Consider the following 11,305-nt stretch of genomic DNA (forward strand, 5'->3'; position numbering starts at 1 on the left):
AGAGGTTAAGCAGCCATTAGAGGTGGCTTTCCTTTGTTAGCTTGATGTGGTCTTTCATGGTTGTAATGCCACAACCAGTTTGTTGCATAATCTTGTACTTCATCCAAAGTATCAAATAAATGCTTGCTCAGCCAACTATAACGTATGGTCCGATTATAGTGTTCAATATACGCATTCTGCTGTGGCTTACCCGGTTGAATATATTCAATACGAATACCGTGCTCAGTAGCCCAGCGCACAAATTCGTGACTGATAAATTCGGGACCTGAGATACCGTCTTGGTAGTCAATCAGGTTTTGAGATTATTCGACCACTAAATAATCTCTTTGATAGGCAGTCTGATGTTTTAAAACGCCATAACACAGATGTATAAGCTTGCGCATTGCAGCACCTAAAGCACACATTTTATTTTTACCCTGGTTTAATAATCGTTGATATAAAGCTTCAATGTGTGGATTATATTTAATCGCTGTTAATGCCGACATATACAATACTGAGCGTATTTTACTGTCACCTGCTTTTGATAAGTGACTTTGCTTGTTGACTGAACTGCCAGACAACTGATGTACTGGAACCAAACCTACATATGCAGCAGCTTGACTTGCTTTTTCAAACTTGTGCGAATGAAATAACCCCAACAGTAATAAGCCTGATCGTTCACCGATTGAAGGAATAGTTTGCAGTAATTTCAAATCCTGTTTCAATGTTGGATCTTGATCTATGTGATTATTTATTAACTTATCAATATGTTCAAGTTGCCGATTTAAATAGGCTTTGTTGCATAAACATTTTGCAAGGCACTGATTTTTAAAGGTTTGTGAAAATTTCAACCTAAGAATAAATTTAATAAAATCATATTCTTAGGTATTTGTGCAACAAAGCCGATCCGAATCGGAAGCCAAAAAGCTTTTGGGGCAGATTATTAGGACGGAAGTGAATTCATAGTAACTGTCCAAATGAAAGAAGAATCAGTGTCCTTTACGATAAGAATATGCAATTTATCTAAGAATTATATTGCTGAATAAGCTTTTAAGAATATAGGTTTGGGCAATAAAGCCTTTAAATTCTATTACTGAATAAACCCTAAGTGGCCGATTTGGAATAGGAATGAGTGGTAGGGTGCGAATAGGAATAGGTGGTAGGTTTATGCTGGAATATGCATTGAGTCCAATCCTTGATCGTGGAGACTATTGTATTAGAAACAATAGCAGACCTAAAAGGCTTTACTGGTATCCATTGATTATTCAATAACATTAAATAGAGCCGTGAGACGTTGAAAGGCTCACAGAGTGGGAGGTAAAGTATATCCTCATCTCTCGTAAAACAGCTGACGAAGTCCGAGATAGAATCATTGCGTCAAAAAAAACGTGATATTTGAGAACTAAAAAAGAAGTGGTACTCCTACTGGTTACTAAAATTAAAGTATATTGAATAATAAATTTATAAAACAATACTTTACAAATCTATATGATGCGTAGTGTACGCATCATACATAAAGCGTTCTATTTTGATATAATTGATCCAATCAACCCATTGTTAGGTTTCATTTAAATTCCATGAGTCTTACTGAAATTAAAGTTCGCCAAGCTCATTGTAAGGAAAAAACCAGTTTTTTATCCGATGAAGATGGGCTTAGCCTGAAGATTGAGCCGAGTGGAAGAAAATCTTGGTGCTATCGCTATACAGATCCACAAACTAAAAAACGTCGACGCATTCAGTTAGGTCGTTATCCTGATTTATCGCTGAAAAAGGCACGACAAGTCAGAGATGACTTTAAAGACAATGATTTCTGTTTTGAACAAGATACTGCCTCTAATGTCATCACCTTTGGTAAGGTCGGGGAGGAGTGGTTACAGTTCAAACTGAAAAATGCCTTCAACGATCTACCCCGCTGTGGTGTACTACAGTTAGCAGAAAGATGCTTACAGCAAGATATTTATCCAGACCTTCAGGATCTACCTTTTCAAAACATCAAGCGTTATGACCTGGTTTCAGTAATCAAAAAAATAGAGGGACGCCAAGTAAAAGAACCTGTCAAGAAAGCTTGTAGTTATTTGAACCAAATTTATGACTACGCTGTAGCGATGGGTTATTGTGAATTCAACATCGCGCATGGTTTAAATAAAATCGCCATTAACAGTAAAATCAAGAAAAATTATCCGTATTTGAAAGCGGAGGATATATCTGATTTTAAGTATAAATTACAAAAATTGGATGCCCATCCGATTATTAAAAAAGCACTGCTGTTCAAATTACATACTGGCGTGCGAGGGGCTGAATTGTTATTGGCTGAGCCTCATCATTTTGATTTAAATGAAAAAGTCTGGAAAATACCTGCCTTGCATATTAAACAGTTTCGACGAAAAGTCATATTAGGCCATGAGATTCCCGACTTCTTAGTTCCACTTTCAGATCAGGCTTTAGATATTTTAAAAGACGTCATGCAATGGTCATACGGTGAAAAGTACATTTTTGCTAGCCCACGGAAACATAATCAACCGATTCATTTTAATACATTAAATATGGCTATACGTAAGATGGGCTATGGAAAACATCAATTATCCTCTCATGGACTACGTTCCACTTTTAGTACCATTTTGAATGACTCAGGTTTGTTCCAGGATAACTGGATTGAGGCACAACTTTCACATATTGATAAGAACCGTACCCGTGCCAGCTATAATCACGCTGACTATTTAGCCCAGCGGACTGAAATGATGCAGTGGTGGGGTGATTATTTAAGTACTGCTAAGTGAAAATCGTACTTTTATACATAGACTTAAAACATTATGGGGTTTCAAATGGATAGTAAACAATATACTTGCCGTGTTACATGGTCAGCAGAATATAATGAGTATGTTGGGTTGTTCGAACCACAAGCACTAGCCATTTGTTGTAATTCAGCTTTAAGCGCCCTTAATTCTTTCATGCGTTTATTCACTAGTGCAAGTTGCTGATCAATTAATGCATTAACGCTAGAGCAGCTTTCTTCTGGCTTATTTTTTAATTCGATAAGACGTTTAATATCATTGAGTGATATATCTAGGCTGCGACAATGCTTTACGAATTCCAATTGTTTAAGTGCTTTGCTATCATACAGCCTGAAATTACCTTCTGAACGATTTGGATTTAACAGAAATCCTTCTCTTTCATAATATCTAATCGTTTGTATTGAACAGCCCGATTTTTTTGACAATTCGCCTATTTTCATCAATTTCCCCCAGACATTTGACTCTATAGTTACTATAGAGTCTATAGTATAAGTATGCAACGAAAAGGATATATAAAAAATGACTGAGAAATATTTAAACAATACGAATATCGTTAATTTTGAACACAAAGATATCCAATCCTTGATCGATCAACGTAGGTGGAAAAACTTGGATAACTTCAACAAAATTGGTGCCGCTTATCAGTTTGTAAAAGATGAGATTTTCTTTGGTTATAATGAAAGCGATGATATTGCAGCAAGCGATGTGCTAGCAGATGGTTATGGACAATGTAATACTAAGGGTAATCTGTTAATGGCACTATTGCGTGGACTAGGCATTCAATGCCGATTTCATGGGTTTACCATAGACCAGCAACTACAAAAAGGTGCTATCCCAAGCTATGTATTTTGGTTAGCACCTAAATACATCATTCATAGTTGGGTAGAAGTTTACTTTGAAGGGCGTTGGATAAACTTAGAGGGCTTTATATTGGATGAGCAATACTTAAGCTCTCTACAGGAGAAATTTGACCAAGTAAAAGATGATTTTTGTGGTTATGGTGTTGCAACAAAGTGCTTTTCATCACCAGATACAGATTGGCGTGGAGAAAATACCTATATTCAAAAAGAAGGTATTCATGATGACTTTGGGCTTTATGATTCCCCTGATGAGTTCTATCTCGAAAAAGGGACTAACTTGTCGGGGTTCAAACGCTGGATATATCAACGCTTGATACGTCACTTGATTAATATGAATGTATCAAAACTAAGAAATAGAAAAGTACTAGAGGTACAAAATGCACAACCATAATCATAGTCATCAACATGGTAAAGATGACCGTATTGGTTGGGCATTTTTCCTTAATGTGACATTCACTATTATCGAATTTATAGGTGGTTGGCTCACTAACAGTACGGCGATAATGGCAGATGCAGTTCACGATCTTGGTGATAGTCTTTCAATAGGTTTTGCGTGGATTTTAAGTCGTTTTTCAGATAAAGAAGCATCAGATAAGTTTAGTTATGGTTATCGTAGACTTACTCTCTTTGGCGCATTGATAAACAGTATTGTTTTAATCATTGGCTCAATTTGGATTTTATTTGAAGCAATTCCAAAGCTGTCCAATCCTGAAATGCCTGTAGTCGAGGGGATGTTAGGGCTAGCGATACTCGGCGTTGCCGTTAACGGATATGCTGTATTAAAATTAAAAGCGGGTGAAACATTAAATGAGAAAGTGCTGACATGGCACCTTCTTGAAGATGTACTTGGATGGGTTGCCGTTCTTATAGTCTCTATCGTACTGTTGTTCGCTGAACTGCCGATATTAGATCCCCTTTTATCAATAGGGTTCACGCTGTTCATCTTGTTTAATGTTTTCAAAAACCTGAAATCAACACTCGTTTTATTTCTTCAAGCTGCACCCGATAAAGAGACTCAAAAGCGTATTAAACTATCACTAATGGAATTTCCTGAAGTTAATGGTATCCACCACATGCACTTTTGGTCACTAGATGGTGAAAGTCACGTTTTAACAGCGCACCTTGAGCTGAGTGACAACTTTGACGTTAAAGAATTAATTAGGCTTAAACAAGAAGTTGCAGCTAAATTATCTTCCTATCATTTATCGCATACAACGATAGAGTTTGAGTTTTTAAATGAAAATTGTCGGGATGAAGCGCAGTAAGCTTTATCAATAAAATGTTGGGCATACAATATTAAAAGCAGCTTAATTAGGCATAACCTAGTAATTAAGCTGCTTTTTTTGATTTTAAATTTCGTCGGATTGCTGTTTGCTACTCTCAGAGCCATGCGCCCATTGATATAAAATAGGCAATACAAACAAAGTTAAAATTGTAGAAGATACAATACCGCCGATAACAACTGTTGCTAGTGGTCGTTGTACTTCTGCACCAATTCCAGTGTTTAACGCCATTGGAATAAAACCTAAACTTGCGACCAGTGCCGTCATTAAAATAGGTCTTAAACGAATGATGTGCTGAGTTTCCATCATTGTCTTGGCTTGATGCGGATCAGTCTAAAGCATTCTCAGGAATAGAGGAGCTCGTTGCTGATGTTGTCGCTGATATGATTAGCAATAATGAAAAAGTTCCTACACCACTCTCCGGGAAAATATAGTAGGCAGTTTGTTGTCCTTGTTCTCAGTGGTTCAACAAAAACTAGCCCTCGAAGCCGCAGAACGTGGCGTGGACATAAATTGTTTAGTATCAGTAAAAAGAGCGATGTAATTTTAGTACGAGTGAGTGATAGAGCAGGAACCTATGCTTCATATATTCAGTAAATGGTATGTTTTTGAATTAATAGGTATTTTTAAATAAAGCTTTCTTTGATTTAGTGCTTTTTATTTAATAAATTAATTTTAAAAACAACTTAGGCTAATTGATAAACACTATCTGGAAAGATTAAAAGAAAATATTTTTTAATTTCTGCTAATTCATTTAAGGCAGGTTCCCTTTCAAGCAGTTGAAATGTCCAAATAAGTACAGCCTGATGATTATCATAGCAAGTATTTACTCCAAGAAAATTAGCCATTCCATAACTTCTATTGATGTTCATTTCTTTAATTAATTGATTTCCTAAGTCACGAGCTTGCTGGCTGATCAATAACTCATTTGGTAACACGGCGGTCATCTCCACAAAATAATCTAATGCAGGTTCAATCCTTATATTTAAAAAGTTATAATTTAGTTGAAATGGATAAAATATACTTTCTATAAGTTGTAATAACCTGCTGTAGGTTAATTTTAGCAAAGTATTACTCAGTCAACAACTTCAAATAACCCACAGCAAGTTATTTTTTGTAAATTAATTTAAATATGATTACTTGTAAGTTATCTAGCCTCATGGGCGATAGAAAAATTTTAAAATTAAGTGAAGTGGTGCATGCAACAGGTATCAATCGCAACACGCTCACAAGTATGTATTATGACCGTGCTGTACGTATTGAATTACCAGTCGCCGATAAGTTGTGTAAGTACTTTAACTGTACGATGAATGATTTGTTTGAGTTTAAGGAAGAAGTTGAAGAAAAAGATTAACTTAATACTTCGTTTGATAAGTTTTTCGAAGAAAAAGACTAGCCAATACTTAGTTTGATAAGTTTTTCTCTGCAGATCTAATATTGAATTTTATAAAATATCATTACAAACAGAGGTGGTTCCACTTGTTTGAACAACTAAAAGCGTATTTATAAGTGATATTCCGCTCTAGTTAAGCCACCTTGTTTTGTTGGGGTAGCTGATCATAGTAAAACTCATTTGGTGTCATTTTGTCTAGACTCGAATGAGGTCGTTTCAGATTATAAAACTCAAAATATGCACTCAATTGCTTTTTCGCATCTGTGACACTGCTATAAGCTTTGAGATACACCTCTTCATATTTAACGCTCCGCCATAATCGTTCAACCATCACATTATCTACCCATCGACCTTTACCATCCATACTGATTTGAATGCCATTTGATTTCAATACATCAATAAATGCATCACTGGTGAACTGACTGCCTTGGTCTGTATTCAATATTTCAGGTGATCCATATTTTTCAATCGCTTCATTTAAAGCCGAAATACAAAAATCCACCTCCATACTAATCGATACCCTATGCGCAAGTACCTTGCGGCTATGCCAATCAATCACAGCACATAAATAAACAAAGCCTTTTGCCATAGGGATATACGTTATATCAGTAGACCACACTTGATTACTGCGCTGAATAGCCAATCCTTTGAGCAGATATGGATATTTACGGTGAGCTTGATTAGCCTGGCTTAAATTTGGTTTGCAATATAACGCCTGAATACCCATTTTCTTCATTAAAGTACGTGTATGACGTCGTCCTATATGATGCCCTTGACGATTCAACAAATCACGCATCATACGACTGCCTGCAAAAGGATATTGCATATGTAATTCATCAATACATCGCATCAGCTTCAGATCTGATGAGCTAACAGGTTTTGGGCGATAATAATAACAACCACGAGAGACTTTCAGTAACTTAGCTTGTTTAGATACTGAAATCTGAAGTGAGTGATCGATTAACTTTTGTGGTTGAAGCGGCCCAGTTTCTTCAACACACCTTCTAAAAAATCAATTTCTAATGCCTGCTCACCGATTTTTGCATGTAACTTTTTAAGATCAATGGGAGGTTCTGATGGAGCTTTTGATTGATCGAAAGCTTGTGAGGAAGCTGAGATCAATTGATTTTTCCAGTCAATAATTTGGTTTTGATGAACATCAAACTCAGAACTCAATTCAGCAAGTGTTTTTTCTGCTTTGATCGCAGCAAGTGCTACCTTAGCCTTAAAGTCGTTTGAATGATTTCTTCTTGGTCTACGTGCCATAAAATACTCCATATATTGATGTTTATAACATCATTTGAGGAGCAGAGTATCACTTATAGGAGTTGTTCAAATTTCCGGATCCATCTCTAAGTGAGGAGGAAATGACTCTTACTATTCAGATGTTGTTTCAAGCTTTTTTTGATTGATAGAGTTTTATGTATTAAACTCTATATTGAAAGTAAATATATTGTAAAAATAGTATGTTATTTACTAATTGATTAAATTATTTACACTTATTCTGTATAATGCTCTATGAATTCATTACTTATTTTTTTAAATTAAAAATCATATGCAAAGCTTAAATGATGAAGAGTGTCGCCAAGTTGAAAGTGTAAAACAGCTTTTACAAAAAAATTTTAAAGATAAGCTTTATGCTATTTATTTATATGGTTCGTATGTTGATGGTGGTTTAAAACATAAAAGTGATCTTGATATTTTAGTTATTATTGAACGTGAAATTACCGATCAGGAAAGAAAACAATTAGCGCAGAATTTTCTAAATATATCTGTTCCGATTGGTCATGCTACAGCGCGTGCCTTAGAAATTACGATATTAGAAAAAGGGAGTATTACCAATAAAAATCATCCATATACATATCAGCTACAATATGGCGAGTGGTTGAGAGAAGAATTACTCAAAGGTGAATTACTTTATAGTCAATCTGATCCAGATATTAGTATTTTACTTAAAACTGCCCAATTACATAACATTACTATCTTTGGACCTGATATTTGCGATTGGTTAAATCCAATTAGCTATGAACAATTAATATTTGCCATGCAAAAAACTTATCCACAAATTATTGCTCATTGGAAAGACGATCAGGATGAATGTAATCAAATTTTAGCGCTATGCCGTATAGCTTATACATTAGATCATAAAACAATAGTTGCCAAGGATGTTGCTGCGACATGGTTTTTAGAATTCTTAAGTCAGATAGATCAAGACATTTTGCAACTCATAATAGATGAATATATTGGGCAAGGTCATGAGCAATGTTGGTTAGTTTTACATGATCAGCTTGCTAAAATTGTTAAAGAATTACAGCATAAAATTGAACCACTACTTTTTAACTGATGTGGAAGTAATGGATATGCTTCTTAGATTATTACCTCACTATATCTCTAAATACCGAAGAGACTTGATATTGCAAAGGGGGGCGTGGTTGGAGTTGCATGAAGATTTTAAATAAAAGCGGAGGAACTAGGGTAAAAGTTGCCAAAAAGTTTCTTCTGAAATGACTTTTATATTATGACGTTTAAGCAAAGCGGAGGTAACTCCATTGCCATAGATCTTATTCCCATTAAATTGACCATCGTAAATCATTGAACTACCACATGAAGGGCTATTTTCTTTAAGCACTACCAGAGTAGCTTTTAATAATTGAACTTTTTTTAAAGTTCTATATGCCCCTTCAATATAGATTGAAGTCACATCCTTTCCTGATTTTTCAATTACACAGGCTTTTCCATCTAAGACATCATCGCCATTACCTCCCGAAATCTCGGCAGGTTCGCGTGGTGTTGATAAACCGCCAAGAATCTCTGGACATACCATAGTAGCTTTTCCATCTTTGACTAATTTTTCGATTTTTTCGTTTAAGCTATGCGTCCCGTTATAACGTACCTTTAAGCCAGCCAGACAAGAACTTACTAAAATCATATTTCCTCTATGAAAAAGATATGTATCGATTTGCTATTTAGCCAGTACCTATTATTTTTTAAAATTAATAGGTTAGTGCTATGGATAAAACAAGAATTTAAATATGATCAATGCAAAGTGAGTTATTTTTTTTCTAACCCACAAAGCTTATAGATTAGTTTGATCCTTTTTGTTTAGAAAATTTATCAACAGTGATGTGTGCTGAATTAGCAGGAGACTTTCACTTGGGAGATTCTAGGCAGCTAACCGATAAAAGTCTTCTGCCATTTGATTTGGTGTCTTAAAATCCAAGCCTTTTTGAATTCTTCGCTGATTATAAAATAACTCTATATATTTTGTAATATCCGCTTTGGCTTCTTCCCTTGTTTTGTAGTTGCGATGATGGACTAGTTCATTTTTGAGTATGCCCCAGAAACTCTCTATCGGTGCATTATCAAAGCAGTCGCCTTTTTTGCTCATTGAACCCTGAAAATCAAATTTCTCAAGTAAGTTTCGATATTCATTACTGCAATATTGGCTGCCTCTATCTGAATGTACAATGAGATCTTTAGCAGGTTTCTGATTGCGAATAGCCATATTCAATGCATCACAAACAAGCTTGGCTGTCATGCGCTCATTTAAGCTATAGCCAACAACCTGTTTCGTGTAAAGATCTTTGACAGCTGCCAAGTACAACCAGCCCTCAGCCGTCCAAATGTAGGTAATGTCACTCGACCACGCAAGATTAGGCTTCGTCATTGAAAACTGTTGCTTGAGTAAATTGTCATAAATAGAACGGTTGTGATCACTGTTCGTGGTTCTTTTGAAACGCTTATGGCGCTTACAATACAACTGATTTGATTTTTTTATTTGGCGCACAGCATACGTACTTATTTTGATACCTTGCGCTTGTAAATGCTTGGTTAATCGAACATAGCCATAGCTTTGTTTGGTTTCTTCATGGGCTATTTTGACCAAAATTGTCTGCTGATTTCGCTGAATTGATCTTTTACTCATGCCTCGCTTTAGCCAATCATAAAAGCGAGAAACGGATACACGAAGTAATCGAGCCATTAAAATAATCGGAAATAAGTGGCTTTGCGATTTCATATAGGCGTACCTCACTGACTTTCTTTGGCAAAGTACGCTGCTGCCTTTTTTAAAAATTCACGTTCCATTTCAGCTGTTTTGAGCTGTTGTTTAAGCTTCTTATTTTCTTCGAGTAAGGCGTTTAGATCGGGCGAATACTGTTTTGTGCCTGCTAAAGTTCCAGCCTTTGCTTTGTTATTCCAGTTCGAAAGGGTTTGCATTGAAATGCCAAGTTGTCTAGCGGATTCCGATACATTACCTTGGTTCTCTTCAATGGCTTTTATGGCTTCAGCTTTAAATTCTGCGGTGTAAGTCTTCTGTTTCTTGCTCATGGTAAACTCCTAATGAGTATGTATAGTTTACCAAGTTAAACCCTCCTGTTTTTTAAGCACACATCAATAGAGTGGGAGTGACGGGCACTGGCTGGCAATGTCTAGCAACGGCAGGCATTTCGGCTGAGGGTAAAAGAACTTTCCGCTAAGCGATAGACTGTATGTAAACACAGTATTGCAAGGACGCGGAACATGCCTCATGTGGCGGCCAGGACGGCCAGCCGGGATCGGGATACTGGTCGTTACCAGAGCCACCGACCCGAGCAAACCCTTCTCTATCAGATCGTTGACGAGTATTACCCGGCATTCGCTGCGCTTATGGCAGAGCAGGGAAAGGAATTGCCGGGCTATGTGCAACGGGAATTTGAAGAATTTCTCCAATGCGGGCGGCTGGAGCATGGCTTTCTACGGGTTCGCTGCGAGTCTTGCCACGCCGAGCACCTGGTCGCTTTCAGCTGTAAGCGTCGCGGTTTCTGCCCGAGCTGTGGGGCGCGGCGGATGGCCGAAAGTGCCGCCTTGCTGGTTGATGAAGTACTGCCTGAACGGCACTGTTGCAAATAGTCGGTGGTGATAAACTTATCATCCCCTTTTGCTGATGGAGCTGCACATGAACCCATTCAAAGGCCGGCATTTTCAGCGTGACATCATTCTGTGGGCCGTACGCTGGTA

At 36.8% G+C, this 11,305-nt stretch carries 10 protein-coding genes and 6 pseudogenes; 8 read left to right on the forward strand and 8 right to left on the reverse strand.

Going from position 1 to position 11,305, the window contains the following annotated elements; genetic code table 11:
• Positions 1 to 5: 5 nt before the first annotated feature.
• Both FTU03_RS15175 and FTU03_RS15180 read right to left on the reverse strand, forming a co-directional pair.
• Positions 6 to 269 (reverse strand): annotated as a pseudogene (locus tag FTU03_RS15175) (integrase core domain-containing protein); the annotation flags it as partial.
• Positions 270 to 302: 33 nt separating this feature from the next.
• Positions 303 to 779, reverse strand: a pseudogene (locus tag FTU03_RS15180) (transposase); the annotation flags it as partial.
• A 490-nt stretch (positions 780 to 1,269) separates the two neighbouring features.
• Between FTU03_RS15180 and FTU03_RS16340 the strand changes: the two are divergent.
• Positions 1,270 to 1,371, forward strand: a pseudogene (locus FTU03_RS16340) (recombinase); the annotation flags it as partial.
• 185 nt (positions 1,372 to 1,556) lie between these two features.
• A complete protein-coding gene (locus tag FTU03_RS15185) occupies positions 1,557 to 2,756 on the forward strand; it encodes an integrase arm-type DNA-binding domain-containing protein (protein WP_005245164.1) in 1,200 nt (399 codons plus the stop codon).
• 41 nt (positions 2,757 to 2,797) lie between these two features.
• Here FTU03_RS15185 and FTU03_RS15190 read toward each other — a convergent pair whose 3' ends face one another.
• Complete coding sequence (locus FTU03_RS15190; RefSeq protein WP_179989169.1) at positions 2,798 to 3,211, reverse strand: Cd(II)/Pb(II)-responsive transcriptional regulator; 414 nt, start codon at positions 3,209 to 3,211, stop codon at positions 2,798 to 2,800.
• Between the two features lie 79 nt (positions 3,212 to 3,290).
• Here FTU03_RS15190 and FTU03_RS15195 point away from each other — a divergent pair, with 79 nt between their 5' ends.
• Both FTU03_RS15195 and FTU03_RS15200 read left to right on the forward strand, forming a co-directional pair.
• Complete coding sequence (locus tag FTU03_RS15195) at positions 3,291 to 4,022, forward strand: transglutaminase family protein (RefSeq protein WP_005245162.1); 732 nt, start codon at positions 3,291 to 3,293, stop codon at positions 4,020 to 4,022.
• Entirely contained in the window at positions 4,009 to 4,896 is an 888-nt protein-coding gene (locus FTU03_RS15200) for a cation diffusion facilitator family transporter (protein WP_127800877.1), read from the forward strand. Before FTU03_RS15195 ends, FTU03_RS15200 begins: the two co-directional genes overlap by 14 nt.
• Before the next feature lie 84 nt (positions 4,897 to 4,980).
• Here the strand turns inward: FTU03_RS15200 and FTU03_RS15205 are convergent.
• Positions 4,981 to 5,205, reverse strand: a pseudogene (locus FTU03_RS15205) (efflux RND transporter permease subunit); the annotation flags it as partial.
• Here FTU03_RS15205 and FTU03_RS15210 point away from each other — a divergent pair.
• A pseudogene (locus tag FTU03_RS15210) lies at positions 5,205 to 5,348 on the forward strand (antitoxin HicB); the annotation flags it as partial. The pseudogenes FTU03_RS15205 and FTU03_RS15210 overlap by 1 nt on opposite strands.
• Before the next feature lie 252 nt (positions 5,349 to 5,600).
• On the opposite strand, the gene FTU03_RS15215 reads toward FTU03_RS15210, so the two are convergent.
• Positions 5,601 to 5,852, reverse strand: coding sequence for a hypothetical protein (locus tag FTU03_RS15215; protein WP_004658363.1), 252 nt, complete (start codon positions 5,850 to 5,852; stop codon positions 5,601 to 5,603).
• Positions 5,853 to 6,046: 194 nt separating this feature from the next.
• Here FTU03_RS15215 and FTU03_RS15220 point away from each other — a divergent pair, with 194 nt between their 5' ends.
• On the forward strand, positions 6,047 to 6,268 hold the full coding sequence (locus FTU03_RS15220; protein WP_004658364.1) for a helix-turn-helix transcriptional regulator: 222 nt from the start codon (positions 6,047 to 6,049) through the stop codon (positions 6,266 to 6,268).
• 172 nt (positions 6,269 to 6,440) lie between these two features.
• Here the strand turns inward: FTU03_RS15220 and FTU03_RS15225 are convergent.
• Positions 6,441 to 7,585, reverse strand: a protein-coding gene (locus tag FTU03_RS15225; RefSeq protein WP_099046175.1) for an IS3-like element ISAba14 family transposase whose coding sequence is annotated in 2 segments (ribosomal slippage) — positions 6,441 to 7,321 and positions 7,321 to 7,585 — 1,146 coding nt in all. Because the reading frame shifts where the segments join, the coding sequence is not laid out codon by codon here.
• Between the two features lie 277 nt (positions 7,586 to 7,862).
• Here FTU03_RS15225 and FTU03_RS15230 point away from each other — a divergent pair.
• Complete coding sequence (locus FTU03_RS15230; RefSeq protein ID WP_038350081.1) at positions 7,863 to 8,651, forward strand: aminoglycoside adenylyltransferase domain-containing protein; 789 nt, start codon at positions 7,863 to 7,865, stop codon at positions 8,649 to 8,651.
• A gap of 126 nt (positions 8,652 to 8,777) precedes the next feature.
• Here the strand turns inward: FTU03_RS15230 and FTU03_RS15235 are convergent, their stop codons facing one another.
• Together FTU03_RS15235 and FTU03_RS15240 are read right to left on the reverse strand one after the other, a co-directional pair.
• Positions 8,778 to 9,236: a DUF523 domain-containing protein gene (locus FTU03_RS15235; RefSeq protein WP_077170035.1), complete on the reverse strand. Its 459-nt coding sequence runs from the start codon at positions 9,234 to 9,236 to the stop codon at positions 8,778 to 8,780.
• Positions 9,237 to 9,470: 234 nt separating this feature from the next.
• Positions 9,471 to 10,636, reverse strand: a protein-coding gene (locus tag FTU03_RS15240; protein WP_119285041.1) for an IS3 family transposase whose coding sequence is annotated in 2 segments (ribosomal slippage) — positions 9,471 to 10,378 and positions 10,378 to 10,636 — 1,167 coding nt in all. Because the reading frame shifts where the segments join, the coding sequence is not laid out codon by codon here.
• A 192-nt stretch (positions 10,637 to 10,828) separates the two neighbouring features.
• Between FTU03_RS15240 and FTU03_RS15245 the strand changes: the two are divergent.
• Positions 10,829 to 11,182, forward strand: a pseudogene (locus tag FTU03_RS15245) (transposase zinc-binding domain-containing protein); the annotation flags it as partial.
• Positions 11,183 to 11,305 lie beyond the last annotated feature (123 nt).

The sequence above is a fragment of the Acinetobacter sp. YH12046 genome (assembly GCF_013419905.1).
Classification (GTDB): Bacteria; Pseudomonadota; Gammaproteobacteria; order Pseudomonadales; family Moraxellaceae; genus Acinetobacter.

Coding starts and splice junctions, on each gene's coding strand:
- FTU03_RS15220 (WP_004658364.1), top strand. CDS start 6,047: ATGATTACTTGTAAGTTATCTAGCCTCATGGGCGATAGAAAAATTTTA.
- FTU03_RS15230 (WP_038350081.1), top strand. CDS start 7,863: ATGCAAAGCTTAAATGATGAAGAGTGTCGCCAAGTTGAAAGTGTAAAA.
- FTU03_RS15190 (WP_179989169.1), bottom strand. CDS start 3,211: ATGAAAATAGGCGAATTGTCAAAAAAATCGGGCTGTTCAATACAAACG.
- FTU03_RS15185 (WP_005245164.1), top strand. CDS start 1,557: ATGAGTCTTACTGAAATTAAAGTTCGCCAAGCTCATTGTAAGGAAAAA.
- FTU03_RS15195 (WP_005245162.1), top strand. CDS start 3,291: ATGACTGAGAAATATTTAAACAATACGAATATCGTTAATTTTGAACAC.
- FTU03_RS15200 (WP_127800877.1), top strand. CDS start 4,009: ATGCACAACCATAATCATAGTCATCAACATGGTAAAGATGACCGTATT.
- FTU03_RS15235 (WP_077170035.1), bottom strand. CDS start 9,236: ATGATTTTAGTAAGTTCTTGTCTGGCTGGCTTAAAGGTACGTTATAAC.